The following is a 24,718-nucleotide window of genomic DNA, read 5'->3' on the forward strand; positions in this document are numbered from 1 at the left end:
GCCGGTGCTGGCGGCCTCAAAATCGCTGAGACGTTCCCGGAAGGCCGGGGCAGCCCGCATGGATGCGGGCTGAGGGCCGTGTTTTGCAGGGACGCTGCCTCGGCCCGACCCGCAGCCTGCAGGGATAAGTCGAAGGTACCACGCAGCGGCGATTTTGCTGGCCGGAGCCCGGGGGTACAGGGGGCGGCGGCGACTGGCCGCCCCCTGTGCGCTCCCTGCGCCATACGAGACAGAACGCAGAAGATCAACCGGGAGCGCAATCTGCCCGGAATTAACATAGAAGTTGTAGCCCTGCCAAACGTTGTGGCCCTGCCAAACATAGTGCGAACAGGGACATTTCCGGTTGTGCCGTTATTTCGCCGGGTGGCGGCTGCGCCTTACCCGGCCAGGGGTTCGTGCGGCCTGTCACTCATTTACCCACTTGCGCGACTGAAACTGCCGGTGCTGGCGGCCTCAAAATCGCTGAGACGTTCCCGGAAGGCCGGGGCAGCCCGCATGGATGCGGGCTGAGGGCCGTGTTTTGCAGGGACGCTGCCTCGGCCCGACCCGCAGCCTGCAGGGATAAGTCGAAGGGACCGCGCAGCGGCGATTTTGCTGGCCGGAGCCCGGGGGTACAGGGGGCGGCGGCGACTGGCCGCCCCCTGTGCGCTCCCTGCGCCATACGAGACAGAACGCAGAAGATCAACCGGGAGCGCAATCTGCCCGGAATTAACATAGAAGTTGTAGTCCTGCCAAACATAGTGCGAACAGGGACATTTCCGGTTGTGCCTTTATTTCGCCGGGTGGCGGCTACGCCTTACCCGGCCTACGGGGTCTACAGGCGATCTTCGCTTCCCAGGCCCGGCAAGCGCTGCGCCGGAGGGCAATCTATCGGCGCCATACCCGCCATTTCGCCGGGTGGCGGCTGCGCCTTACCCGGCCTACGGGGTCTACAGGCGATCTTCGCTTCCCAGGCCCGGCAAGCGCTGTGCCGGAGGGCAATCTATCGGCGCCGTACCCGGCCTACAACGACTGCCGGGCAATCCGACTCGGACGACGACTCAACCCTGCGCGGCGTCGATGTCGTCAAACACCTGCTGCGCCAGATGCATCGTGGCGTTGGCCGCCGGCAGCCCGCAGTACAGCGCAGAGTGCATGATCAGCTCTTTCAGCTCATCGCGGGTCACCCCGTTGTTAAACGACGCGCGCAGATGCATCTTCAGCTCCGCCTCGCGATTGAGAGCGATCAGCATGGCAATAGTGATCATGCTGCGGGTATGGTGATCGAGCCCCGGACGCGTCCAGGTCTCGCCCCAGGCATAGCGGGTAATAAAGTCCTGAAACTCATCATTCAACGGCGTCAGATGCTGCAGCGTACGGTCGACGTGGGCGTCGCCCAATACTTTGCGCCGTACCGCCATCCCGTCCTGATAGCGCTGTTTATCATCCATGGCGTTCCCCCTGGAAAAAGCTCAGCAGCGCCGAAGTAAAGCTTTTCGGCGCCTCAATGTTAGACAGATGCGATGCCGCCAGAACCACCACCTCGGAGGCGGGGATCTGCTGCTGCAGGAAATGAGCGTCACCGACCGTGGTGACAGGGTCACTTTCCCCGGCGATGATTAGCGTCGGCAGCGGGATCTGCCCCACTTCGCCCCGCAGGTCGGCGGCGGCCAGCGCCTCACAGCAGGCGGCATAGCCTTCAGCATCGGTATGGGTCAGCTGGTGACAAAGCGCCTCGACCACCTCCGGCGCCTTCTGGCGAAACGCGTGGGTAAACCAGCGGTCTGCCGCTCCGGCGGCCACCACCGCCATCCCCTCCTGACGTACGGCCCGCGCCCGCGACAGCCAGCTGGCCTGATCGCCAATGCGCGCCGCGGTGTTGGCGACCGCCAGACCATGAAAACGCTCCGGCGCAAAGCGTCCCAGCCACAGGCCGATCAGACCGCCCATCGAGATCCCGCAGAACCAGGCGCGGTCGATATTCAGGTGATCGAGCAGCGCAATCACATCCTCCCCCAACTGGGCGAGGGTTACTTTGCCATTTTTTGTCGTTTTACCGTGGCCGTGCGTGTCGTAGCGCAGCACCCGGAAATGGGCGGTTAACGCCTCGATCTGCGGCTGCCACATCGCCCGGGTGGTGCCCAGTGAGTTGGAGAGGACGATAACCGGCGCGCCATCCGGCCCGTCGAGTTGATAATCAAGATTCATCACGTTGCTCCTGATAACGCGCCAGCACCTGGCGCACAAAGCGTTCGGCGCTGCCGGTCGCCGTTGCCGGGTCCAGCAGCGTGGTTAAGCGTTCACGAGAGAGATACTGACTGACCTGTGGGTCAGCCGCGAGCAGATCGACCAGCGGGCAGTGACGGTCCAGCGCCTGGCGGCACAGCGCCTCGATATGATGATGCGCCTCGGCTTTGCCAATGAATTCCGCCAGCGCCAGAGTCACCGCCTCAGCCATAATCAGCCCATGGGTGATATCGAGATCGGCGCGCATTTTCTGCGGGAAAACCTGCATGTCGCGCACCAGCGCCTCGCTTTGCGCCAACGCCCCGCCCACCAGGGTAATTAGCTCCGGCAGGGTCTCCCACTCCGCCTGCCAGCCGCCCAGCGCCCGCTCATGCTGCTGGAGTTGGCTGGCGTAGAGCGTCGCCATCAGCCCCGGCGTACGCTGGGCGGCGGTCAGGATCGCCGCGCAGGCCACCGGATTGCGCTTATGCGGCATCGTCGACGAACCGCCGCGACCTTCCGCCACCGGCTCGCCCACCTCAGCCACTTCGGTCTGCATCAGCAGGGAAAAGTCGTTAGCGAATTTCCCCAGCGTGCCGCAGACGCCGGCAAACCAGGCGCCCGCCTCCAGCAGCCGATCGCGCTGGCTGTGCCACGGAGTATCCGGCAGCGACAGACCGAGGATCTGCGCCAGCGCCAGGCCAACCGCCGGCCCTTTCTCTTTTAGCGCGTCCAGAGTGCCCGCGGCGCCGCCGAACTGCAGCACCAGCAGCCGCGGACGCATCTCGCGCAGCCGCTGCTGCCAGCGCAGGAGCGCGTCGAGGGTGCCCGCCAGCTTCAGGCCAAAGGTCACCGGCAGCGCGTGCTGCATCCAGGTCCGTCCCGGCATCACGGTATCGCGATAACGATCCGCCTGGAGTGCCAGGGCCGCCAACAGCTGCTCAAGCAGAGTCTCAGCGGCATCCAGCGCCCCGCGCAGCTGGAGCACCAGTCCGGTGTCGATGGCGTCCTGGCTGGTAGCGCCCCAGTGAACGTAGCGCGCAGCCTCGGGATCTCGCGCTTTTACCTGGGCCGTCAGCTGTTTCACCAGCGGGATGGCCAGGTTACCGGCTCCCACTGCCGCCTCGCCCAGCGCGGCAAAATCGATGGCTTCGTGGCGGCAGGCCGCCACAATTGGCCCGACCGCTTCCGGCGGCACCATCCCGCAGGCGGCCTGCGCTTGCGCCAGCGCCGCTTCAAAATCCAGCATGCCCTGCACCCGCTGCGCGTCGCTGAACCAGTCGGTTAGCGGACTGCTGCGCAGCATCGGGGTCAACAAACTCATTCTGGCTCCTTAAACACGTTCAATAATCAGGGCGATCCCCTGTCCGACGCCGATGCACATGGTGCACAGGGCGTAACGACCGCCGGTCCGTTTCAGCTGATAAGCCGCGGTCATCGCCAGCCGGCCGCCGGAGGCGCCGAGCGGGTGGCCCAGCGCAATCGCCCCGCCGTTAGGGTTCACGTGGGCGGCATCGTCCGGTAAGCCCAAATCACGGGTCACCGCCAGCGCCTGCGCGGCGAAGGCTTCATTCAGCTCAATGACATCCATCTGGCCTAATGTCAGGCCGGTCTGCGCCAGCACCTTGCGCACCGCCGGCGCCGGGCCAAACCCCATGATCCGCGGCGCAACGCCCGCCGTCGCCACGCCGACCACCCGGGCCAGCGGCTGAAGATCGTTAGCCGACAGCGCCGTCTCGCTGGCCAGCAACAGCGCGCAGGCGCCGTCGTTAACCCCGGAGGCGTTACCGGCGGTAACGCTGCCGTCGGCGCGCACCACGCCGCGCAGTTTAGCCAGCGCCTCCAGCGAGGTGCTGCGCGGGTGCTCATCGCGGCTAAACAGCAGCGGCTCGCCTTTGCGCTGCGGCACCTGGACGGCGATCAGCTCATCGGCGAAACGCCCCGCCTCTTGCGCCGCGGCGGTACGCAACTGACTGCGTAAGGCGAACGCGTCCTGATCGGCACGGGAGATGGCAAATTCATCGGCGACGTTTTCCGCCGTCTCCGGCATGGAATGCACGCCGTACAGGGCTTTCATCTGCGGGTTAATAAAGCGCCAGCCGATGGTGGTATCCTCCATCTGCATGCTGCGGCTAAAGGCGCTCTCCGCTTTCCCCATCACAAACGGCGCGCGGGACATGCTCTCCACCCCGCCGGCGATCATCAGCTGCGTCTCCCCGCTTTTAATCGCCCGCGCCGCGACGCCGATCGCGTCAAGGCTGGAACCGCACAGGCGGTTGATGGTGCTCCCGGGCACGCTCTCCGGCAGGCCGGCCAGCAGCAGCGCCATCCGCGCCACGTTGCGGTTATCTTCCCCGGCCTGGTTGGCGCAGCCAAAGATCACATCGTCAATGCGCGAGGGATCCAGTCCCGGGTTCCGCGCCAGCAGCGCTTTCAGCGGCAGCGCCGCCAGGTCGTCAGCGCGCATCGTCGCCAGGGCACCGCCGAAACGGCCAAAGGGTGTACGCACCGCATCACAGATAAATGCCTGATTCATCATAGGTTCCTTACGCGCTTTCCGCCAGTTGTTGAAAGGTCAGCGCCACCGGAGTGATACGCTGCAGCTCTTCAAAAGAGAGGCCGTTAAAGATTTCCCGCACCACCGGGCCGCGGTCGGTGATGTCGATCACCGCCAGGTCGGTATAGATCCGGCTGACGCAGCCGACGCCGGTCAGCGGGTAGCTGCACTGCGCCACCAGCTTGCACTCGCCGTCACGGGTCAGGTGGTCCATCATCACAAACACCTGGCGGGCGCCGATGGCCAGATCCATCGCCCCGCCAACGGCCGGGATCGCATCCGGCGCACCGGTGCTCCAGTTGGCGAGGTCGCCGCTGGCGGAAACCTGATAGGCCCCCAGCACGCAGATATCGAGATGACCGCCGCGCATCATGGCGAAGGAGTCGCCGTGGTGGAAATAGCAGCCCCCCTGCAGGAGGGTGACATACTCTTTACCGGCATTGATCAGCTCGGGATCTTCTTCCCCGGGCTGCGGTTTCGGCCCCATCCCCAGCAGGCCGTTTTCGCTGTGTAGGAACACCTCTTTGTCAGCGGGCAGGTAATTGGCGATGCGGGTCGGCAGGCCGATGCCGAGGTTGACGTAAGCGCCTTCGGGAATATCGCGGGCCACGCGCTGGGCCATTTCGTCACGGGTCAGTTTTTGCATGTCGGGCTCCTCAGGCGCGTTGTGCGGCAGTCAGGTTTTCCAGCGAGAAGACGCGCTGGACGAAAATGCCGGGGGTGATGATGTTTTCCGGATCGAGGTCGCCCAGCGCCACCAGCTGCGAGACCTCTACGATGGTGGTTTTCGCCGCTGTCGCCATGATCGGGCCAAAGTTGCGCGCCGCCTTGCGATAGACCAGGTTGCCCCAGCGGTCGCCCTGGTGAGCTTTAATCAGCGCGAAATCGGCTTTGATCGGGTACTCCAGCACGTAGTGGCGACCGTCGATTTCCCGTGTCTCCTTGCCTTCCGCCAGCGGCGTGCCGTAGCCGGTGGGGGTAAATACCGCCCCCAGCCCGGCGCCGGCCGCCTGGATCCGCGCCGCGAGGTTGCCCTGCGGCACCAGCTCCAGCTCCACTTTGCCGCGACGGTAGAGATCATCGAAAATCTGCGAATCCACCTGGCGCGGAAAGGAGCAGATCATTTTGCGCACCCGGCCCGCCTTGAGCAGCGCAGCGAGACCCACTTCCCCGTTGCCGGCGTTGTTATTTATGATGGTCAGGTCGCGAGCGCCCTGGTCAATCAGGGCGTCAATCAGAAAGGTCGGCTGGCCGGCGGGGCCAAAGCCGCCGATCATAATAGTCGCCCCATCGTGGATCCCGGCGATGGCCTCGCTCAGCGTCGATACGCTTTTATCAATCATCAGGTCGCTCCAGTGATGTGCGGTAATCGCACTTTTATTCGTTGTTCGCACAAAATGTGACCCGCTTAACGATGTCGGTCAAGGGCGATAATCGAAATATGGTGCGATAATCGAACATCGGTTATCTTTAGCGAAAGAATGTGATCGATGGCAAATATGGGGAACAGAAATGGACAAGCATCCAGACGATTTACTGACCGGCGACGGCGATCCGTTTAAAGGCGATCCTAACTTTATGGCCTCCCTGGCGCGGGGTCTGGAGGTGATTAAGGCGTTCACGCCGCAGCGGCCCCTGCTGTCTATCTCACAGATCAGTCAGAAGACCGGCATCCCGCGCGCCGCGGTGCGCCGCTGCCTGTATACCCTGAGCAAGCTGGGGTTCGTGTATGCCGAAGACGGTAAGAATTTCCAGCTGCGGCCGCGGATCCTGGCGCTGGGCCACGCCTGGCTGGCCTCGACGCCGCTGGCGCGTTCGGCGCAGCCGGTGCTGCGGCATCTGAGCGAAATGCTCAATGAGTCCTGCTCCATCGCGACCCTCGACGGCGACGATATCCTGTATATCGCCCGCGCCTCCAGCTCGCGGATTATGACCATCGACCTGGATATCGGCAGTCGCCTTCCGGCGTGGGCGACCTCGATGGGCCGGGTGCTGCTGAGCCATCAGCCGGAGGAGAAGCTCAACGATATGCTGGGCCGGGTGACCATGATCCGCTATACCCCACAGACGGTGGATTCGGTGGCGAAGCTGCGCGCCGAACTGAAACGGGTGCATCAGCAGGGGTATGCCCTCAACGATCAGGAGCTGGAGATGGGGCTGCGCTCCCTCGCGGTCCCGCTGTTTAACGCTCAGGGGCAGGTCCAGGCGGCGCTCAACGTCGGGGTGCATGCGGGCCAGATGACGGCCCGCGAGATGATCGAGCGCGTGCTGCCGGAGCTGCAAAAAGCCGCCCGCGAGCTGACGCTGCTTCTGCGCTAACGACTGCGCTTGGCGTGCTGCTCCCAGGTCTCCTGCTTCGCCTGCGCCGATTTACGCAGCGCGACATAGCAGGCGCCGCTGCCTCCATGATGCGGAAGCGCGGCGCAGAAGGCCTGCACCTCCGGCAGCTCTTCCAGCCAGCGCGCCAGATAGCTGCGGATAATATTGGCGTGGGACTGGTCGTCGCGGCCTTTGCCGTGAACGATCAGCACATTGCGTAACCCCTCTTTCTGCGCCTGTACCATAAAGGCGAAGAGCATCTGCCGGCACTGTTCCACCGGCTGGCGCAGCAGGGAGAGGCTCGCCTGCTGGCTGTATTTCCCCCGCCGCAGCTTATCCAGCACGCCGCTCTGCAGCCCTTCTCGCTTAAACTCCAGCGGCGTGGCGAGCGGCACGATATCGAGATAGCCGGTGGTGAGAAAATTATCCAGCTGCAGGGTATCGACGCGTTGCGGGGCCCGGCTGTTACGCCCGGGATGCCAGTGCACGTCATTATTACGTTTCAGAGGCTGGACATCTTCCATGGCGTCAAGAAACAGGGATTTGTCATCAAGGTTCATGGGCTCTCCTCCAGCGGCTGTCGCCAGCTACTATAGCCGCCTCGCGCTCCCCTCTCAACGCGTTTAGCCGCGTTCGCTGGCAAAGTGAGCGTGACGAACGATTAAGGAAACAATTGTCGGCTCTGGCGGCGGAACAGGGTGATTAACGACGCCGTGAGCGGCGTCTGCCGGGTATCGCGCCGCTGGATCAGATAATAGGTGGCGGTGGGTAACACTTCACGGATGGGGATCATCACCAGTTTGTCGGCCATCAGCGGGTCGTTGCCCAGCTCCACCGGCAGGATGCTGAGAAAATCACTTTTCACCACCAGGCTGATGCAGGATGAGAACGTTTCGCAGACGATCCCCACCTTTGGCTCCCGTCCCAGCTGTTCGAAGCGCTCCTGCAGCTGCTTGAAGTAGCTGCCGCGCGGCGTCGGCATGGTCCAGTGGTGATCCATCAACTCCCCCAGCGAGGTGGCCTGCGCCGCCGGATGGCCCGCGCGGGCGAACACCGCGAACGGTTTCTCAAACAGTTTCTCAAAGCTGAACTCATGGTCGTACGGCCCGGGGTAATAGGTATTAATGGTGAAATCCAGCTCCCCCTGGCGCAGCTCATTAATCATCGCCAGCAGCTGACCCTCCATGATCCGCACCTTCACCTGCGGATGCTGCTGATGAAAGCGGCAGATCACCGACGGCATCAGCGACCGGGCGACGCTGGCGCCAAGGCCAATATTAATTTGCCCGGCCTGTTCCCCCTGGCGCTGCAGCAGTTCATCCTGCGCCGCCCGCAGCTCCTCAAGGATCAGGCTCGCATGTTGATAAAAACTTTCGCCATTGTCGGTTAACGCCACCCCCTGGCTGCGGCGGACGAACAGCTGGGCGGAAAGCCCCTCCTCCAGCTCTTTAATCGCTTTGGTCAGCGCCGGCTGCGAGACCGCCAGCGCCCGGCTGGCGCCACGGATACTGCCTTCCCGGGCTACTTCGACGAAGGCGCGAATTTGATGAAATTTAATCTGAAATGCCATGCTTTTAGTGATAACCGTTGCTTATCAGACAGAAGAAAATGACATCTACTGTAATCCATCAGGCTGTGGCAGGTTAAGGGTGTTAAGGCCTGTAGCGCGTCAGTGATAAACAAAAGCTATCACATCGTGAACGCCGTCACATTTTTTACTTATGACAGGATAAGCTATGCCGCAACTTGATGAATACCTCCGCCAGCTGGCGCCCTCCATGACCCAATGGCGCCGTGATTTTCACCTGCACGCTGAATCCGGCTGGCTGGAGTTTCGCACCGCCAGTAAGGTCGCGGATATTCTTGACGGGCTAGGCTATCAGCTGGCGCTAGGCCGCGACGTCATCGATGCCGACAGCCGGATGGGGCTGCCGGACGAGGAGACCCTGGCCCAGGCTTTCGAACGCGCCCGCGAACAGGGCGCGCCGGAGCGCTGGCTGCCGGCGTTTGAAGGCGGTTTCGCCGGCGTGGTGGCCACGCTCGACACCGGGCGGCCCGGGCCAACCCTGGCCTTTCGCGTCGATATGGATGCCCTCGATCTCAACGAACAGCATGACGATAGCCACCGCCCCCATCGCGATCATTTCGCCTCCTGCAACGCCGGCATGATGCACGCCTGCGGCCATGACGGCCATACCGCCATCGGGCTGGGGCTGGCGCATGTGCTCAAGCAGTATGCCGCCCAGCTCAATGGCGTCATTAAACTGATTTTCCAGCCTGCTGAAGAGGGTACCCGCGGCGCCCGCGCGATGGTGGCCGCCGGCGTGGTTGATGACGTGGATTATTTCACGGCGATCCATATCGGGACCGGCGTCCCGGCAGGTACCGTCGTCTGCGGTGGAGACAACTTTATGGCCACCACCAAATTCGACGTGCAGTTCAGCGGCGTGGCTGCCCACGCCGGCGGCAAGCCCGAGGACGGGCGCAACGCGCTGCTGGCCGCCGCCCAGGCCGCCCTTGGCCTGCACGCCATCCCGCCGCACAGCGCCGGCGCCTCGCGGGTCAACGTCGGGGTGATGCAGGCCGGTACCGGGCGCAACGTGGTGCCCTCTTCCGCGCTGTTAAAAGTGGAAACCCGCGGCGAAAGCGAAGCCATTAATCAGTACGTGTTCGAGCGGGCGCAGCACGTCGTCGCCGGGGCTGCGGCGATGTACGAAGCCCGCTACGAACTGCGCATGATGGGCGCGGCGACCGCCAGCGCACCGTCGCCGGCGTGGGTGGACTATCTGCGCGAACAGGCCGCCCGGGTGCCCGGCGTGCAACAGGCGGTGGATCGCATCGCCGCCCCGGCGGGCTCGGAAGACGCCACCCTGATGATGGCCCGGGTCCAGGCGCGCGGCGGCCTCGCCTCGTACATGATTTTCGGCACTGAACTCAGCGCCGGTCACCACAACGAAAAGTTTGACTTCGACGAGAGCGTGATGGCGGTAGCGGTCGAAACCCTGGCGCGCGTCGCGCTTAACTTTCCCTGGCAGCGGGGGGTGTAATGGAAGCCATTTTTCAGTTTGTGGACGAGGTGGTTGAGGCACAACGCGACACTTACTGCGCCATCGCCGACGACATCTGGGACCACCCGGAGACCCGCTTTGAGGAGTTCTGGTCAGCCCAACGGCTGGCCGACGCCCTGGAGGCGGAAGGTTTTCAGCTCACCCGCGATGCCGGCGGGATCCCGAATGCCTTTATCGCCAGCGTCGGTGAGGGCCAACCGGTCATTGCCCTGCTCGGCGAATTTGACGCCCTGGCGGGACTCAGCCAGCAGGCCCACAGCGCGGAACCGACGCCCTTGACACCGGGAGCCAACGGCCACGGCTGTGGGCACAATCTGCTCGGCACCGCGGCATTCGCCGCGGCGGTCGCCGCCAAAGGCTGGCTGCAGCAGCACGGCGACAGCGGCACTCTGCGCTTCTACGGTTGTCCCGGCGAGGAAGGCGGTTCGGGAAAAACCTTTATGGTGCGCGAAGGGTTGTTTGATGATGTCGATGCGGCGCTGACCTGGCATCCGGAAGCCTGGGCCGGGATGTTCAGCACCCGCACCCTCGCCAACATTCAGGCGGCATGGCGATTTACCGGCACCGCGGCCCACGCCGCTAATTCGCCGCACCTGGGCCGGAGCGCGCTGGATGCAGTCACCCTGATGACCACCGGCAGCAATTTCCTCAATGAACATATCATCGAGAAGGCGCGCGTCCATTACGCCATTACCGATACCGGCGGCGTCTCGCCCAACGTGGTGCAGGCGCAGGCGGAAGTGCTGTATTTGATCCGCGCGCCGGAGATGGCCGACGCTGAGCAAATCTTCGCCCGCATAGAGAAGATTGCCCAGGGGGCCGCGCTGATGACCGAGACCCAGGTCAGCTGCCGCTTTGAAAAAGCCTGCTCCAGCTATCTGCCCAACCGCACGCTTGAGGCGGCGATGTATCAGGCGGTCTGTCATTACGGTACCCCCGCCTGGAGCGACGAGGAACGCGCTTTTGCCGCGGCGATCCGCGCCACTCTCAGCGCCAATGATATTAACAACAGCCTGAACAATATTGCCGGCACCAGTGGCGAGGAAGGCAAAACGTTCGCTCGTCGCCACCGCGACACCTTGCTGATTGATGAGGTGGCGCCCTGGGCGGCCACGGATAACGTCCTCGCCGGATCCACCGACGTCGGCGATGTTAGCTGGAAAGCGCCGGTGGCCCAGTGCTTCAGCCCGTGCTTCGCGGTGGGTACCCCGCTGCACAGCTGGCAGCTGGTGAGCCAGGGCAGAACCTCCATTGCCCATAAAGGGATGTTGCTGGCGGGGAAAGTGCTCGCGGCGACCGCCATCCGTTTATTCAGCGACAGCGCCCTGCTGGAGGCCAGCCAGCAAGAGCTCAGGCAGGTACTGGCCGAACGCCCCTATCGTTGCCCGATCCCGGCGGAGGTGAGTCCGTCCGTTTTACGATAACCACTTAGAGGCTACTCCTGGCCAACGCTGACCGGATCGCGGCACGCACCGCCCATAATAACCGCCGGCAGTACGGGAGCAGGCCTGCCCAACACAACAACGACAACAGAGGAATGCCCATGAGTATGTCATCCATACCGTCATCTTCCCCCGGCGGAAAGCGCTATGGCTGGGTAGAGAAGATCGGTAACAAGGTCCCGCACCCGTTTTTGCTGTTTATCTATCTCATCGCCGTGCTGATCGCTGCCACGGCAATCCTCTCCGCCCTCAACGTTGGGGTACAAAACCCAACTGACGGTTCGCGGGTGGTGGTCAAAAACCTGCTCAGCGTGGAAGGATTGCACTGGTTTTTGCCGAACGTGATTAAAAACTTCAGCGGTTTCGCGCCGCTGGGGGCGATCCTCGCCCTGGTGCTGGGCGCCGGCTTTGCCGAGCGGGTGGGCCTGTTACCGGCGTTGATGGTCAAGATGGCCTCGCACGTCAGCGCCCGCTATGCCAGCTATATGGTGCTGTTTATCGCCTTTTTCAACCATATCTCTTCCGATGCGGCGCTGGTGATTATGCCGCCGCTGGGAGCGCTGATGTTTCTTGCCGTCGGTCGGCATCCTGTCGCTGGTCTGCTGGCGGCGATAGCCGGCGTGGGCTGCGGCTTTACCGCCAATCTACTGATTGTCACCACCGACGTGCTGCTCTCCGGGATCAGCACCGAGGCGGCAAAGTCCATCGATGCCTCTTTGCACGTCAGCGTGATCGACAACTGGTACTTTATGGCGACCTCGGTGATCGTTCTGACGCTCGTCGGCGGACTGATCACCGATAAGCTGGTCGAGCCGCGGCTGGGCCAGTGGCAAGGCAGTCGTGATGAAAAGCTGCAGACGCTGACGCCCGGGGAGCGGTTCGGCCTGCGCATCGCCGGCGTGGCGACGCTGGTATTCGTGGCGGTCATCGCCCTGATGGTGGTCCCCGAAAACGGTATTCTTCGCGATCCGGTTCAGCATACGGTCATGCCCTCGCCGTTTATCAAAGGCATCGTGCCGCTAATTATCTTTTTCTTCTTTGTCGTGTCGCTGGCATACGGCATCGCCACCGGCAAAATTCGCCGCCAGGCCGACCTGCCGCAGTTGATGATTGAGCCGATGAAAGAGATGGCCGGGTTTATCGTGATGGTCTTCCCGCTGGCGCAGTTCGTGGCGATGTTCAACTGGAGCAACATGGGCAGGTTTATGGCCGTCGGGCTGACGGATCTGCTGGAGAGTTCAGGCATGAACGGTGTTCCGGCGTTTGTCGGCCTTGCGCTGCTGTCGGCTTTTCTGTGTATGTTTATCGCCAGCGGCTCGGCCATCTGGTCGATTCTGGCGCCGATCTTCGTGCCAATGTTTATGCTGTTGGGCTTTCACCCGGCGTTTGCGCAGATCCTGTTTCGTATCGCTGATTCATCGGTGCTGCCGCTGGCGCCGGTGTCACCGTTTGTGCCGTTGTTTCTCGGCTTTCTACAGCGCTACCGGCCGGATGCCCGCCTCGGCACCTACTACTCGCTGGTGCTCCCTTACCCGCTGATTTTTCTCGCCGTCTGGCTGCTGTTGCTGGTGGGCTGGTATCTGGTGGGACTGCCGATCGGCCCTGGCATCTATCCGCGGCTGTCTTAACCCACCGATGCGCCAGGGACGGCCGCCTTAGCTTAACGCGATATCTTCACTTTGAACTTACGGGTCGCTTCCCCGGCTCCGGCGAATATGCCGAAAAGCGCGCGATACCCTCGCTCAAGCAACAGCGACATACCGTGAATAACCAGACCGCTGAAGATCAGTACGATTACGCCAGTCAGTATATATTGCATAGCTCCACCTCTGAGTTATTAACCGCGCCGCGCCGACGCGGTAGCACTTTCCCGAGCGCGCACAGCGGCGCGGAGGACCGACGTCGTCAGCTTAAAAGTAGCAAAAACCCTGTCCGGTAACCCGCCAGGATCGATCCAAAAATAAATCATCGTGGCGATCGCAGAATGCCTCCACGGCGGATAGCCCGCCGTGCTATCTGGCGATGCGGTTTTACCTTTTGGGAGTATAGTTGACTGCCGTCAGCGCGTGGTATCGTGTGCCTCTCATGTACGATGGTGGATGACAGAAACGATGTTGACCTTGCTGCAGGATAAAATGGATACCCCGCTGGGGCCGTTGTGGGTGCTTTGCGACGAACAGTTTAATTTGCGCGCCGTCGAGTGGGACGAGCACCGCGATCGGATGGAAACGCTGCTCGACGTTCACTATCGCCGGGAAGGCTATCAGCGCGTCGACTGCCGCAATCCCGGCGGTCTCAGCAGTAAGCTGAGCGACTATTTTGCCGGCGATTTAGCCATTATCGAGACTCTGCCTACCGCCACCGCCGGCACCCCTTTTCAGCGCCAGGTCTGGCAGGCGTTACGCGATATCCCCTGTGGCCAGGTGATGCACTACGGCCAACTGGCCGAGGCGCTGGGTCGTCCCGGCGCCGCGCGCGCAGTGGGCGCCGCCAATGGCGCCAATCCGGTGAGTATCGTGGTGCCCTGCCATCGGGTCATCGGGCGCAACGGCACCATGACCGGCTATGCCGGCGGCGTACAGCGTAAAGAGTGGCTTTTGCGTCATGAGGGCTATCTGTTGCTTTGACTGAAAATGCCTTTTCTGGAATTTTCAGGTAATTTTACAATCAAAAGCGGCGTAATAATCTGTTTTTAATCAAACAGATACGCAGGCGATTTGATTTACCCTGCTGATATTACGTGTTTCCGGGCCTGAAGACTTACCTGCTGATCAAAAAGATGTTAAAATTGACCAATATCAATTAAGGCCTGAGCAGACATATGATCCCTGAGAAGCGAATTATTCGACGCATTCAGTCTGGCGGTTGTGCAATCCATTGTCAGGATTGCAGCATTAGCCAGCTCTGCATCCCCTTTACTCTGAACGAGCATGAGCTTGATCAGCTGGATAATATTATCGAGCGGAAAAAGCCTATCCAGAAAGGTCAAACCTTGTTCAAAGCCGGTGATGAGCTGAAGTCGTTGTACGCTATTCGCTCCGGGACCATCAAAAGCTATACCATCACCGAGCAAGGTGATGAGCAGATCACTGGCTTCCATCTGGCGGGCGACCTGGTGGGCTTTGACGCCATCGGCACCGGTCTGCACCCGAGCTTTGCGCAGGCGCTGGAAACCTCGATGGTCTGCGAGATCCCCTTCGAAACCCTTGACGATCTTTCCGGAAAAATGCCCAATCTGCGTCAGCAGATGATGCGCCTGATGAGCGGTGAGATTAAAGGCGACCAGGATATGATCCTGTTGCTTTCCAAAAAGAATGCCGAAGAGCGCCTGGCCGCGTTTATCTATAACCTTTCTCGTCGTTTCGCCCAGCGCGGCTTCTCACCACGTGAGTTCCGGCTGACCATGACCCGCGGCGATATTGGCAACTATCTCGGCCTCACCGTCGAAACCATCAGCCGTCTGCTGGGCCGTTTTCAGAAAAGCGGCATGCTGGCGGTGAAAGGCAAATATATCACTATTGAAAACAGCGATCTGCTGGCCCAGCTGGCCGGGCAGGCGCGCAACGTCGCTTAATCTCTGCGCAATACCTGGTCACGATCGGCAATTTTTTCAGATTTGTTGATCTGACCAGGCTCCTCCCCTGTTTCAATTCATCCATATAGGTTATCTTTTTAATAACTGACGGTAGCTGCAGTTGTAAGGAGACCCTGTATGGCGAAGTATCAGAGCATGCTGGTAGTAATCGATCCTAACCAGGACGACCAGCCGGCGCTAAGGCGAGCGGTGTACCTGCACCAACGGATTGGTGGACGCATCAAAGCCTTTTTGCCGATCTATGATTTTTCCTATGAAATGACCACCCTGCTGTCGCCGGACGAGCGGACGGCAATGCGCCAGGGCGTCATTGCCCAACGAACGGCCTGGATCCGCGAGCAGGCGAAATTCTACCTGGAATCGGGCGTGCCGATTGACGTGAAAGTGGTGTGGCACAACCGCCCCTTCGAAGCGATTATTCAGGAGGTGGTCAGTGAGAAACACGATCTGCTGCTGAAGATGGCCCACCAGCACGACAAACTGGAGGCGGTGATCTTTACCCCGACGGACTGGCATCTGCTGCGTAAATGCCCTTGCCCGGTGTGGATGGTCAAAGACCAGCCGTGGCCGGAAGGCGGCAAAGCGCTGGTCGCCGTCAATCTCGCCAGTGAAGAAAATTATCACAACACCCTTAACGAGAAGCTGGTTCGCGAGACGCTGTCGCTGGCGGAAGAAGTCAACCACACTGAAGTGCACCTGATCGGTGCCTACCCGGTGACGCCGATCAATATCGCGATAGAACTGCCGGATTTTGATCCCAGCGTCTACAACGACGCGATCCGCGGCCAGCATCTGCTGGCGATGAAAGCGCTGCGGCAGAAGTTTGGCATCGATGAAAAATTCACCCACGTCGAAAAAGGACTGCCTGAAGAGGTGATCCCGGACCTCGCCGAGCATCTGCAGGCGGGGATCGTGGTGCTGGGAACGGTCGGACGTACCGGCCTGTCGGCGGCGTTCCTCGGCAATACCGCGGAACAGGTTGTCGACCACCTGCGCTGTGACCTGCTGGTGCTGAAACCGGAGGCCTACCAGACGCCGGTGGAACTGGACGACGACGACGACGATTAACCGCCACCGCTCATCTTCCCCCGCCTCGCGGGGGATTTTTTTGCTTGCTGCCAGCCAGGCACAAAAAAAGGGCCGTTGGCGGCCCCTGTCGCTGTCCAGCGAGAATGGCTTAGTGGATACCCAGACGCCAGGCCAGATCGATCTCTTCTTTCAGCTCCAGCGAGGAGAGCGCCATCAGGTCAGCAAACTCCAGCTCCAGCAGTTTAAGTTTTTTCAGATACTGCGCTGGGGTCATGACGGTAGTGTCGCGGCGTAAGAATTCGATGGCCATCTGCGTTGGGGTTAACTCGGTATCCATAATATCCTCTGTCTGATGTAAGAACCGGAACATTATATCACCTCTTGCCGCTTATTTTATGAACAATTCCAGGCATCCCCCTGCATATAAAAAAGCCGTCTCACAGGAGACGGCTTATAAACAAACGTTGTAAAACAATTATGTTACATTACAGCGCTTTCAGGATCGCATCGACGCTGGCTTTAGCATCGCCAAACAGCATATGAGTGTTCTCTTTAAAGAACAGCGGGTTCTGTACGCCGGCGTAACCGGTGTTCATTGAACGCTTAAAGACCACCACATTCTGCGCTTTCCACACCTCGAGCACCGGCATGCCGGCGATCGGGCTCTTCGGATCGTCCTGCGCCGCCGGGTTGACGGTATCGTTGGCGCCGATCACCAGCACGGTGTCGGTGTCGCTGAAATCGTCGTTGATCTCATCCATCTCCAGCACGATGTCGTAAGGCACTTTGGCTTCCGCCAGCAGGACGTTCATATGCCCCGGCAGGCGCCCGGCCACCGGATGAATACCAAAGCGTACTTTTATACCCCGCGCCCGCAGCTTCTCGGTAATTTCTGCTACCGGATACTGCGCCTGAGCCACCGCCATACCGTAGCCCGGGGTGATGATCACCGAGTGCGAGTTTTTCAGCATCTCCGCCGTCTCTTCGGCACTAATCTCGCGATGCTCGCCCACTTCTTCATCGCCGCCGCTGGAGGAACCATCGGTGCCGAAGCCCCCGGCGATCACGCTGATAAAGGAGCGGTTCATCGCCTTACACATAATGTAAGAGAGGATGGCGCCGGAAGAGCCCACCAGCGCGCCGGTGACGATCAGCAGGTCATTACTCAGCATAAAGCCCGCCGCCGCTGCCGCCCAGCCCGAGTAGGAGTTGAGCATCGAGACCACCACCGGCATGTCCGCACCGCCGATAGAGGCCACCAAGTGCCAGCCAAAGGCCAGCGCGATCGCGGTCATCACCAGCAGGCACAGGACCTGGGTGCCGGTGCTGTCAGAGCGAACAAAAATCACCATCAGGATGAAGGAAACCACCAGCGCCGCCAGGTTCAGCTTATGGCGATTGGGCAGCATCAGCGGCCTGGAGGAAATTTTGCCGCGCAGTTTACCAAACGCCACCACCGAACCGGTGAAGGTCACCGCGCCGATGAAGATCCCGAGGAACACTTCGGTCAAATGAATATTGACCAGAATTTGCTCCATACCGGTTTCATGCTGCAGGTAGCTGTTGAAACCCACCAGCACCGCTGCCAGACCCACGAAGCTGTGCAGGATAGCCACCAGCTCCGGCATTTCGGTCATCTCGACCTTCTTCGCCAGACGAATACCGATCGCCCCGCCGATCACCATCGCAAGAATAATCCAGCCGACGTTGCCGGCGTCCGGCCCCAGGATGGTAGCGATCAGGGCAATGGCCATCCCGGCGATGCCGAAATAGTTGCCCTGCTGCGACGTTTCGTGTTTCGACAGGCCCGCCAGGCTGAAAATAAACAGGATTGCAGCAACAATGTATGCAGCCGTTACTAATCCACCAGACATGTGCTACCCCTTATCCTTTGCGAAACATTTTCAGCATGCGCTGAGTCACGGTAAAACCACCGAAAATATTAATGCTGGCGATCAGCACCGCGATAAAGCTCAGGAAGCTGACCCAGCCGCCGTGGCCTATCTGCAACAACGCGCCAACCACGATAATGCCCGAAATGGCATTGGTCACCGACATCAGCGGCGTATGCAGCGCATGGGAGACGTTCCACACCACGTAGTAACCCACCACGCAGGCCAGCGCGAAGACGGTGAAATGGCCGAGGAACTCTTTTGGCGCCACGTTGGCCAGCCAGCCGAAGAGAATAATCGCCAGCGCCATCAGCGCATATTTGCGCCACGGCGACGCCGGTTTCACCGCTTCTTTCGGCGCTTCCACTTTTTTCGCCGCGGCCTGCGGCTGAGCGGAGACCTGAATCGGCGGCGCCGGCCAGGTGATTTCACCTTCGCGAACAACGGTCACGCCGCGCACTACCACGTCATCGAAATCGATAACGATATTGCCGTCTTTCTCTTTGCACAGCAGCTTCAGCAGGTTCACCAGGTTGGTGCCGTAGAGCTGGGAGGACTGGGTCGGCAGACGGCCAGGAAGATCGGTGTAACCGATGATTTTCACGCCGTTGGCGGTGGTCACCACTTCGCCCGGTACGGTGTACTCACAGTTGCCGCCGTTTTGCGAGGCCAGATCGACCACCACGCTGCCCGATTTCATGGAGTCGACCATTTCGCGGGTGATCAGCTTCGGCGCCGGTTTGCCCGGGATTAACGCCGTGGTGACAATGATATCGACCTCTTTCGCCTGCGCGGCGAACAGCGCCATTTCAGCCTTAATAAAGGCCTCAGACATCACCTTGGCGTAGCCATCGCCGCTGCCCGCTTCCTCTTTAAAGTCCAGCTCGAGGAACTCGGCGCCCATACTCTGCACCTGCTCCTTCACTTCCGGACGGGTATCGAAGGCGCGAACAATAGCGCCCAGGCTGTTGGCGGCGCCAATCGCCGCCAGACCGGCTACCCCGGCGCCAATGACCATCACCTTGGCGGGCGGAACCTTGCCTGCCGCCGTAATCTGCCCGGTAAAGAATCGACCAAATTCATGCGCCGCTTCAACGATAGCGCGGTACCCGGCGATGTTGGCCATTGAGCTGAGCGCATCCAGCGACTGGGCGCGGGAAATACGCGGCACGGAATCCATCGCCATTACGTTGATATTACGGGCCGCCAGTTTTTCCATCAGCTGCGGGTTTTGCGCCGGCCAGATAAAACTAATCAGCGTGGTCCCCGGATTCAGCAGGGCAATTTCATCGTCATTCGGAGCATTGACCTTAAGGATGACATCAGACTGCCATACCTCGTCGCCGGTCACGATTTCAGCTCCTGCCTCGGCAAAGGCCTCATCGTCAAAGCTGGCCAGCTTCCCGGCGCCGCTTTCTACCGCGACGCTAAAGCCGAGTTTGAGCAATTGCTCAACGGTCTTCGGCGTGGCGGCGGCCCGGGTCTCCTGGGCTAGCCTTTCTTGTGGTACACCAATACGCATAGTTTTCCCTTCCATCGGTTTTTGATGATGGTTTACTTTTCTGCCCAACAACGCCAGGACGGCAAAATCTTCCTCGCCATCTTTCGCTGTCTACAAAATGAAACAGTAACAAACTTTTTATAACCTACTGAAAATACCGATTGTGATCTACTACGATAAAACACAAATTTTGATTTTATTGCTTATTGTCAGCTCAGATGGGTCCGGGCAGCAATATTTACCTGAATTTGCCGCTCAGGCCTGATAATCCGCTTATCCTGCGGTATAAAACGCCATTTATCGCCATTGAGATCATTGTGTTAACATTACATTAACTAATAAAAGTGGTATTGATTATCGTTTTTGCTGGTCAAGCGCCTGTTTTTTCAACATATCGAAAAATGTTATCTTTCCGTAGTATACGATTCGGGCGGCAAGCAAAAATTGACGCAGACAGTCACGGCGATTAAATGCAATAATCAAACGTTTTCAGTCAACAACAACACCAGTATATGGTTTGCGCAAGGCAAAGGATTATTTTTATGAAGCTTAAAAACACCCTCCTGGCGTCTGCTCTCCTGACAACCGCCACGTTGTCTGCCCATGCAGCGACCGAGTTGACCCCGGAGCAGGCGGCTGCGCTGAAGCCCTACGATCGCGTTGTCGTCACCGGCCGGTTTAATGCCATTGGCGATGCGGTACAGGCAGTATCGCGCAAAGCCGACAAAGACGGCGCGGCCTCATTCTATGTTGTCGACACGTCGGACTACGGCAATGGCGGCAACTGGCGCGTCACGGCTGACCTTTATAAAGAAGACGCGCCGAAAGCGGATGCGCCGAAGAATCGCATTATCAACGGCGTGATGGAGTTGCCGAAAGATCAGGCCGTTGAGCTGATGCCTTACGACACCGTCACCGTTCAGGGCTTCTATCGCAGCCAGCCGGAAGTCAACGACGCCATCACCAAAGCGGCGAAAGCAAAAGGCGCCTATGCGTTCTTTATCGTCCGCCAGGTTGACGCCAACCAGGGCGGCAACCAGCGCATTACCGCTTATATCTACAAAAAAGATGCTGAAAAACGCGTGCTGCAGAGCCCGGACGCGATCCCGGCTGACTCTGAAGCTGGCCGCGCAGCGCTGGCCAAAGGCGGCGAAGCGGCGAAGAACGTTGAAATTCCGGGCGTTGCCACCACCGCTGCGGTGGGTTCGGGTACCGGCGTCGGGCGTTTCTTTGAGACTCAATCTTCGAAAGGTGGACGTTACACTGTCACTCTGCCGAACGGCACTAAGGTCGAAGAAGTGAACAAAGTGACTGCGGCGCAAATGGTGCCGTTCGATAACATCCAGTTCACCGGCAACTACGGCAACATGACCGAAATCTCCTATCAGACGGCGAAACGCGCGGCGAAGAAAGGGGCGAAGTACTACCACATCACCCGCCAGTGGCAGGAACGCGGCGGCAACATCACCATCAGCGCCGATTTGTACAAATAATCGCTGCTGGCTGGCTAAAAAGGCGGCGCATTGCCGCCTTTTCATTTTTTTTCATCCCCCGCCATTGCATGGCCCCCGGACACTCCGTAAAATCCCGCGCCTTAGCGCAATCCTCCATTTTTATGCGATTTCGCAAAATAAATATTCTGGAACAGCCATTTTCACCTCGGGAATGCAATGGAAAAGAAACTGGGCCTGAGCGCCCTGACCGCCCTGGTCCTTAGCTCAATGCTCGGCGCTGGCGTATTCAGTTTGCCGCAAAATATGGCTGCCGTGGCCAGCCCCTCCGCTCTGCTCATTGGCTGGGCCATCACCGGCGTCGGGATCCTGTTTCTCGCTTTCGCCATGCTGCTGTTGACCCGTATTCGTCCCGACCTCGACGGCGGGATCTTCACCTACGCTCGCGAAGGATTCGGCGAACTGATCGGCTTCTGCTCCGCCTGGGGATACTGGCTGTGCGCGGTGATCGCCAATGTCTCCTATCTGGTTATCGTCTTTTCGGCGCTCAGTTTTTTCACCGATACCCCTGAGCTGCGCCTGTTTGGCGATGGTAATACCTGGCAGTCTATCGTTGGCGCGTCGGTTCTGCTGTGGGTCGTCCACTTTCTGGTCCTGCGCGGTGTCCAGACGGCAGCGGGGATTAACCTGGTGGCCACCCTCGCCAAGCTTCTGCCGCTGGGCGCCTTTGTCGCGCTCGCCGCCCTGGCCTTTCAGCTGGATACGTTCCGCCTCGATTTTAGCGGCCTGGCGCTGGGCGTGCCGGTATGGGAACAGGTCAAAAACACCATGCTGATCACCCTGTGGGTGTTTATCGGCGTGGAGGGGGCGGTAGTCGTGTCCGCGCGGGCGCGACACAAGCGCGACGTTGGCCGCGCGACGCTGCTGGCGGTGCTGTCAGCCCTCGCGGTGTATCTGCTGGTCACCCTGCTGTCGCTGGGCGTTGTGCCGCGCAGCGAACTGGCCGAAATGCGCAACCCGTCGATGGCGGGACTGATGGTCAGGCTGATGGGGTCGTGGGGGGAGATCGTCATTGCCGCCGGGCTGATCGTGTCGGTGTGCGGCGCTTATCTCAGCTGGACCATCATGGCCGCGGAGGTGCCTTTCCTCGCCGCCACTCATAAAGCCTTCCCGCGCCTGTTTGCCCGTCAGAATAGCAACAACGCCCCCTCCGCCTCATTGTGGTTGACCAATATCAGCGTTCAGGTATCGCTGGTGCTGATCTGGCTGACCGGATCGGACTACGGCACGCTGCTGACCATTGCCTCCGAGATGATTCTCGTGCCCTATCTGCTGGTCGGCGCCTTTCTGCTGAAAATCGCCACTCGCCCGCTGCATAAAGCGGTGGCTATCGGCGCCTGTATTTATGGCATATGGTTATTATACGCGTCGGGGCCTGTGCATTTGCTGTTGTCGGTGGTACTTTACGCTCCGGGTCTTCTGGTCTTTTTGTACGCCCGACGTACGCACCAGCACGATCGTTCGCTCAAACGCCGCGAAGTGGCGCTAATTGGTTTATTGCTGGTTGCCGCTGTGCCGGCAACGTGGATGCTGGTGGGGTAAGCGGTCGCCCTGCCGCAGAACGCATAGGAGATACCCATGGCTGAACAACAGCCCCGCCCGATTCTGATCACAGGAGCAGGCCGCCGCATCGGCCTCGCTCTGGCACACCATTTTCTGCAACAGCGCCAACCGGTCATCGTCAGCTATCGTACGCCCTATCCGGCGATTGACGGCCTGCGCGAAGCGGGCGCGCTCTGCCTGCAGGCCGATTTTAGCAGCGATGACGGCATTCTGACCTTCGCTGAAGCGGTCAAATCACACACCAACGGTCTGCGCGCCATCATCCATAACGCCAGCGACTGGATGGCGGAAAAGCCGGGCGTCCCGCTGAGCACCGTCATCAACCGCATGATGCAGATCCACGTCCACGCCCCCTATCTGCTCAACCATGCGCTGGAGGCGTTGCTGCGCGGCCATGGCCATGCCGCCAGCGACATTATCCATATCACCGATTACGTGGTGGAGCGCGGGAGCGACAAACATATCGCCTATGCCGCCAGCAAAGCCGCCCTGGATAACATGACCCGCTCCTTCGCTCGCAAGCTGGCGCCAGAGGTTAAGGTCAACGCCATCGCGCCGTCGCTAATCATGTTTAATGAGGGTGACGACGAGGCCTATCGTCAGCAGGCGCTGGATAAATCGCTGATGAAAATCGCCCCTGGCGAAAAAGAGATTAGCGATCTCATCGATTACCTGTTTACCAGCCGCTACGTTACCGGCCGCTCATTCGCTGTCGACGGCGGCCGCCCGCTGCGCTAGTGGAAACGGCTCCAGCCGAGGATTAACAGCCAGGCGCACAGCCCCCAGCATCCCACTGCGCCTGCCAGCGCCAACGGCAGGCGCATGATCCCGGTGAAATACCACAGTGACAGCAGATAGATAAAATAGGGAAGAATCGACCACATGCCGAATACGATGGTCGCGCGCAGGGCTTCGATCCCCCGCTCGCTGGCGACAATATAATGGGCGATGAGCGCAAAGGTGGGAAACAGCGGGACCAGGCCAGCGATAGCGTAGTTTTTGGTTTTCGCCAGCACGCCAATCAGCACCACCACCAGCGCTCCCAACAGCCCTTTGATTAACAGCCCCATGCCCGTATGCCTTAACAGTGAATCAATAAGTTAGGGCAGCATAGCGGATTTAACGCTGTTTATAAAAGAGTAATGGCGGGTAAAATAAGTGCGGTGTATGTTACTTCTTTTACTAATGTGCAATAGACATGAATAAAATCGTTTTTGTTGAGGATGACCCTGAGGTAGGCACGCTGATCGCCGCCTATCTCGGCAAGCATGATATGGATGTGGTGGTCGAGCCTCGCGGCGACCGCGCTGAGGAGGTGATCGCGCGGGAGAAACCGGATCTGGTGCTGCTGGACATTATGCTGCCCGGCAAGGACGGAATGACGCTCTGTCGCGATCTGCGCGGGCAATGGCAAGGGCCGATTGTCCTGCTGACTTCGCTCGACAGCGATATGAACCATATCCTCTCCCTGGAGATGGGCGCCAGCGATTATATTCTGAAAACCACCCCACCAGCGGTCCTGCTGGCGCGACTGCGTCTGCATTTGCGCCAGCATATTGCTCCGGCAGGCGCCGGATCCGCCTCCTCAACGCTCACGCCACATAAAACCATCTCCTTCGGCTCGCTGACCATTGACCCGGTCAACCGCCAGGTGCTGCTTGGCGGAGAAAACGTCGCCCTGTCGACCGCCGATTTCGATCTGCTGTGGGAGTTGGCCACCCACGCCGGGCAGATTATGGACCGCGACGCACTGCTGAAAAATTTACGCGGCGTTACCTATGACGGGATGGATCGCAGCGTCGACGTGGCTATCTCCCGCCTGCGCAAAAAACTGCTCGACAACGCCACGGAGCCCTATCGTATTAAGACCGTTCGCAACAAAGGCTACCTGTTCGCCCCTCACGCCTGGGATAACTAAGCGGCCCTTCTGCGGCCCTGCGAGGGGCCCGCTCATCGCGCGCTCGCCGGCGGCAAAGTTATCACGTTTGCTGCCTGCTGCGTTCGTCCCTGGCGCGCACATTCATCACCGGAACTTG

Annotated in this window: 24 protein-coding genes; 11 read left to right on the top strand and 13 right to left on the bottom strand. The window is 60.1% G+C overall.

Annotated elements, in window-relative coordinates; genetic code table 11:
• Positions 1-1,040 precede the first annotated feature (1,040 nt).
• Genes pcaC through ACR809_RS13640 form a run of 6 tightly spaced genes read right to left on the bottom strand, consistent with a single transcriptional unit; the run spans position 1,041 to position 6,105 of the window.
• Entirely contained in the window at positions 1,041-1,430 is a 390-nt protein-coding gene (pcaC, locus tag ACR809_RS13615; protein ID WP_004143067.1) for a 4-carboxymuconolactone decarboxylase, read from the bottom strand.
• Positions 1,423-2,187: a 3-oxoadipate enol-lactonase gene (pcaD, locus tag ACR809_RS13620; RefSeq protein WP_122051342.1), complete on the bottom strand. Its 765-nt coding sequence runs from the start codon at positions 2,185-2,187 to the stop codon at positions 1,423-1,425. The genes pcaC and pcaD overlap by 8 nt, the downstream gene beginning before the upstream one ends.
• Entirely contained in the window at positions 2,177-3,529 is a 1,353-nt protein-coding gene (locus ACR809_RS13625; protein WP_019705898.1) for a 3-carboxy-cis,cis-muconate cycloisomerase, read from the bottom strand. The genes pcaD and ACR809_RS13625 overlap by 11 nt, the downstream gene beginning before the upstream one ends.
• 9 nt (positions 3,530-3,538) lie before the next feature.
• Positions 3,539-4,741 carry a 3-oxoadipyl-CoA thiolase gene (pcaF, locus tag ACR809_RS13630; protein WP_004179693.1) on the bottom strand — a complete coding sequence of 401 codons (1,203 nt, stop codon included), beginning with the start codon at positions 4,739-4,741 and terminating at the stop codon, positions 3,539-3,541.
• 10 nt (positions 4,742-4,751) lie between these two features.
• A complete protein-coding gene (locus ACR809_RS13635) occupies positions 4,752-5,408 on the bottom strand; it encodes a 3-oxoacid CoA-transferase subunit B (protein ID WP_004151559.1) in 657 nt (218 codons plus the stop codon).
• A 10-nt stretch (positions 5,409-5,418) separates the two neighbouring features.
• Complete coding sequence (locus ACR809_RS13640) at positions 5,419-6,105, bottom strand: 3-oxoacid CoA-transferase subunit A (protein WP_002903522.1); 687 nt, start codon at positions 6,103-6,105, stop codon at positions 5,419-5,421.
• A gap of 169 nt (positions 6,106-6,274) precedes the next feature.
• Here ACR809_RS13640 and ACR809_RS13645 point away from each other — a divergent pair, with 169 nt between their 5' ends.
• Positions 6,275-7,081, top strand: coding sequence for an IclR family transcriptional regulator domain-containing protein (locus tag ACR809_RS13645; RefSeq protein ID WP_122051343.1), 807 nt, complete (start codon positions 6,275-6,277; stop codon positions 7,079-7,081).
• Here ACR809_RS13645 and smrA read toward each other — a convergent pair.
• Both smrA and ACR809_RS13655 read right to left on the bottom strand, forming a co-directional pair.
• On the bottom strand, positions 7,078-7,641 hold the full coding sequence (gene smrA, locus ACR809_RS13650) for a DNA endonuclease SmrA (RefSeq protein WP_004143055.1): 564 nt from the start codon (positions 7,639-7,641) through the stop codon (positions 7,078-7,080). The two genes, ACR809_RS13645 and smrA, sit on opposite strands and share 4 nt — an antisense overlap.
• Before the next feature lie 101 nt (positions 7,642-7,742).
• Entirely contained in the window at positions 7,743-8,651 is a 909-nt protein-coding gene (locus ACR809_RS13655; RefSeq protein ID WP_004148273.1) for a LysR family transcriptional regulator, read from the bottom strand.
• 166 nt (positions 8,652-8,817) lie between these two features.
• Between ACR809_RS13655 and ACR809_RS13660 the strand changes: the two genes are divergently transcribed.
• The 3 genes from ACR809_RS13660 to abgT all read left to right on the top strand — a co-directional run bounded on the left by ACR809_RS13660 (position 8,818) and on the right by abgT (position 13,219).
• Positions 8,818-10,128: a M20 family metallo-hydrolase gene (locus tag ACR809_RS13660; protein WP_009760675.1), complete on the top strand. Its 1,311-nt coding sequence runs from the start codon at positions 8,818-8,820 to the stop codon at positions 10,126-10,128.
• Positions 10,128-11,573, top strand: coding sequence for a M20 family metallopeptidase (locus ACR809_RS13665; protein WP_004176321.1), 1,446 nt, complete (start codon positions 10,128-10,130; stop codon positions 11,571-11,573). The genes ACR809_RS13660 and ACR809_RS13665 overlap by 1 nt, the downstream gene beginning before the upstream one ends.
• 119 nt (positions 11,574-11,692) lie before the next feature.
• The gene (gene abgT / locus ACR809_RS13670) at positions 11,693-13,219 is read left to right on the top strand and encodes a p-aminobenzoyl-glutamate transporter (protein WP_122051344.1); all 1,527 of its coding nucleotides are present in this window, start codon (positions 11,693-11,695) and stop codon (positions 13,217-13,219) included.
• 32 nt (positions 13,220-13,251) lie between these two features.
• Here abgT and ACR809_RS13675 read toward each other — a convergent pair whose 3' ends face one another.
• Entirely contained in the window at positions 13,252-13,410 is a 159-nt protein-coding gene (locus tag ACR809_RS13675; protein ID WP_002903398.1) for a hypothetical protein, read from the bottom strand.
• Between the two features lie 292 nt (positions 13,411-13,702).
• Here ACR809_RS13675 and ogt point away from each other — a divergent pair, with 292 nt between their 5' ends.
• The 3 genes from ogt (at position 13,703) to uspE (ending at position 16,254) form a co-directional block, all read left to right on the top strand.
• Positions 13,703-14,218 (top strand): methylated-DNA--[protein]-cysteine S-methyltransferase, encoded by a 516-nt coding sequence (ogt, locus tag ACR809_RS13680; protein ID WP_004224598.1) that lies wholly within the window; start codon positions 13,703-13,705, stop codon positions 14,216-14,218.
• Positions 14,219-14,412: 194 nt separating this feature from the next.
• The gene (gene fnr, locus ACR809_RS13685; RefSeq protein ID WP_002903394.1) at positions 14,413-15,165 is read left to right on the top strand and encodes a fumarate/nitrate reduction transcriptional regulator Fnr; all 753 of its coding nucleotides are present in this window, start codon (positions 14,413-14,415) and stop codon (positions 15,163-15,165) included.
• Between the two features lie 138 nt (positions 15,166-15,303).
• Positions 15,304-16,254: a universal stress protein UspE gene (gene uspE / locus ACR809_RS13690; protein WP_002903391.1), complete on the top strand. Its 951-nt coding sequence runs from the start codon at positions 15,304-15,306 to the stop codon at positions 16,252-16,254.
• A 109-nt stretch (positions 16,255-16,363) separates the two neighbouring features.
• Here the strand turns inward: uspE and ACR809_RS13695 are convergent, their stop codons facing one another.
• The 3 genes from ACR809_RS13695 to pntA all read right to left on the bottom strand — a co-directional run bounded on the left by ACR809_RS13695 (position 16,364) and on the right by pntA (position 19,629).
• Positions 16,364-16,552, bottom strand: a complete 189-nt coding sequence (locus ACR809_RS13695; protein WP_004887037.1) for a YdiH family protein — start codon at positions 16,550-16,552, stop codon at positions 16,364-16,366.
• 148 nt (positions 16,553-16,700) lie between these two features.
• On the bottom strand, positions 16,701-18,089 hold the full coding sequence (pntB, locus tag ACR809_RS13700; protein ID WP_002903386.1) for a Re/Si-specific NAD(P)(+) transhydrogenase subunit beta: 1,389 nt from the start codon (positions 18,087-18,089) through the stop codon (positions 16,701-16,703).
• A 10-nt stretch (positions 18,090-18,099) separates the two neighbouring features.
• Positions 18,100-19,629: a Re/Si-specific NAD(P)(+) transhydrogenase subunit alpha gene (gene pntA / locus ACR809_RS13705; RefSeq protein WP_004148265.1), complete on the bottom strand. Its 1,530-nt coding sequence runs from the start codon at positions 19,627-19,629 to the stop codon at positions 18,100-18,102.
• 521 nt (positions 19,630-20,150) lie between these two features.
• On the opposite strand from pntA, the gene ydgH reads away from it, so the two are divergent.
• The 3 genes from ydgH (at position 20,151) to folM (ending at position 23,420) form a co-directional block, all read left to right on the top strand.
• A complete protein-coding gene (gene ydgH, locus ACR809_RS13710; RefSeq protein ID WP_002903384.1) occupies positions 20,151-21,101 on the top strand; it encodes a DUF1471 family protein YdgH in 951 nt (316 codons plus the stop codon).
• A gap of 177 nt (positions 21,102-21,278) precedes the next feature.
• Positions 21,279-22,661: an amino acid permease gene (locus tag ACR809_RS13715; protein WP_004183892.1), complete on the top strand. Its 1,383-nt coding sequence runs from the start codon at positions 21,279-21,281 to the stop codon at positions 22,659-22,661.
• A gap of 36 nt (positions 22,662-22,697) precedes the next feature.
• On the top strand, positions 22,698-23,420 hold the full coding sequence (gene folM / locus ACR809_RS13720; protein ID WP_004140019.1) for a dihydromonapterin reductase: 723 nt from the start codon (positions 22,698-22,700) through the stop codon (positions 23,418-23,420).
• On the opposite strand, the gene ACR809_RS13725 is transcribed toward folM, so the two are convergent.
• A complete protein-coding gene (locus ACR809_RS13725) occupies positions 23,417-23,752 on the bottom strand; it encodes a GlpM family protein (protein WP_002903379.1) in 336 nt (111 codons plus the stop codon). The two genes, folM and ACR809_RS13725, sit on opposite strands and share 4 nt — an antisense overlap.
• 128 nt (positions 23,753-23,880) lie before the next feature.
• On the opposite strand from ACR809_RS13725, the gene rstA reads away from it, so the two are divergent.
• Positions 23,881-24,600: a two-component system response regulator RstA gene (rstA, locus tag ACR809_RS13730; protein ID WP_002903377.1), complete on the top strand. Its 720-nt coding sequence runs from the start codon at positions 23,881-23,883 to the stop codon at positions 24,598-24,600.
• Positions 24,601-24,718 lie beyond the last annotated feature (118 nt).

The organism is Klebsiella sp. CD33 (assembly GCF_051992865.1).
GTDB classification, from domain to species: domain Bacteria; phylum Pseudomonadota; class Gammaproteobacteria; order Enterobacterales; family Enterobacteriaceae; genus Klebsiella; species Klebsiella pneumoniae.

What these genes read in the sequence shown, in the direction of transcription:
- ACR809_RS13635 (WP_004151559.1), bottom strand. Translation starts at nt 5,408, where the DNA reads ATGCAAAAACTGACCCGTGACGAAATGGCCCAGCGCGTGGCCCGCGAT.
- ACR809_RS13625 (WP_019705898.1), bottom strand. Translation starts at nt 3,529, where the DNA reads ATGAGTTTGTTGACCCCGATGCTGCGCAGCAGTCCGCTAACCGACTGG.
- ACR809_RS13665 (WP_004176321.1), top strand. Translation starts at nt 10,128, where the DNA reads ATGGAAGCCATTTTTCAGTTTGTGGACGAGGTGGTTGAGGCACAACGC.
- folM (WP_004140019.1), top strand. Translation starts at nt 22,698, where the DNA reads ATGGCTGAACAACAGCCCCGCCCGATTCTGATCACAGGAGCAGGCCGC.
- rstA (WP_002903377.1), top strand. Translation starts at nt 23,881, where the DNA reads ATGAATAAAATCGTTTTTGTTGAGGATGACCCTGAGGTAGGCACGCTG.
- ACR809_RS13645 (WP_122051343.1), top strand. Translation starts at nt 6,275, where the DNA reads ATGGACAAGCATCCAGACGATTTACTGACCGGCGACGGCGATCCGTTT.
- ACR809_RS13715 (WP_004183892.1), top strand. Translation starts at nt 21,279, where the DNA reads ATGGAAAAGAAACTGGGCCTGAGCGCCCTGACCGCCCTGGTCCTTAGC.
- uspE (WP_002903391.1), top strand. Translation starts at nt 15,304, where the DNA reads ATGGCGAAGTATCAGAGCATGCTGGTAGTAATCGATCCTAACCAGGAC.
- smrA (WP_004143055.1), bottom strand. Translation starts at nt 7,641, where the DNA reads ATGAACCTTGATGACAAATCCCTGTTTCTTGACGCCATGGAAGATGTC.
- ACR809_RS13640 (WP_002903522.1), bottom strand. Translation starts at nt 6,105, where the DNA reads ATGATTGATAAAAGCGTATCGACGCTGAGCGAGGCCATCGCCGGGATC.
- ACR809_RS13675 (WP_002903398.1), bottom strand. Translation starts at nt 13,410, where the DNA reads ATGCAATATATACTGACTGGCGTAATCGTACTGATCTTCAGCGGTCTG.
- ACR809_RS13725 (WP_002903379.1), bottom strand. Translation starts at nt 23,752, where the DNA reads ATGGGGCTGTTAATCAAAGGGCTGTTGGGAGCGCTGGTGGTGGTGCTG.
- pcaC (WP_004143067.1), bottom strand. Translation starts at nt 1,430, where the DNA reads ATGGATGATAAACAGCGCTATCAGGACGGGATGGCGGTACGGCGCAAA.
- ydgH (WP_002903384.1), top strand. Translation starts at nt 20,151, where the DNA reads ATGAAGCTTAAAAACACCCTCCTGGCGTCTGCTCTCCTGACAACCGCC.
- ACR809_RS13655 (WP_004148273.1), bottom strand. Translation starts at nt 8,651, where the DNA reads ATGGCATTTCAGATTAAATTTCATCAAATTCGCGCCTTCGTCGAAGTA.
- ACR809_RS13660 (WP_009760675.1), top strand. Translation starts at nt 8,818, where the DNA reads ATGCCGCAACTTGATGAATACCTCCGCCAGCTGGCGCCCTCCATGACC.
- pntB (WP_002903386.1), bottom strand. Translation starts at nt 18,089, where the DNA reads ATGTCTGGTGGATTAGTAACGGCTGCATACATTGTTGCTGCAATCCTG.
- pntA (WP_004148265.1), bottom strand. Translation starts at nt 19,629, where the DNA reads ATGCGTATTGGTGTACCACAAGAAAGGCTAGCCCAGGAGACCCGGGCC.
- ogt (WP_004224598.1), top strand. Translation starts at nt 13,703, where the DNA reads ATGTTGACCTTGCTGCAGGATAAAATGGATACCCCGCTGGGGCCGTTG.
- ACR809_RS13695 (WP_004887037.1), bottom strand. Translation starts at nt 16,552, where the DNA reads ATGGATACCGAGTTAACCCCAACGCAGATGGCCATCGAATTCTTACGC.
- abgT (WP_122051344.1), top strand. Translation starts at nt 11,693, where the DNA reads ATGAGTATGTCATCCATACCGTCATCTTCCCCCGGCGGAAAGCGCTAT.
- pcaF (WP_004179693.1), bottom strand. Translation starts at nt 4,741, where the DNA reads ATGAATCAGGCATTTATCTGTGATGCGGTGCGTACACCCTTTGGCCGT.
- pcaD (WP_122051342.1), bottom strand. Translation starts at nt 2,187, where the DNA reads ATGAATCTTGATTATCAACTCGACGGGCCGGATGGCGCGCCGGTTATC.
- fnr (WP_002903394.1), top strand. Translation starts at nt 14,413, where the DNA reads ATGATCCCTGAGAAGCGAATTATTCGACGCATTCAGTCTGGCGGTTGT.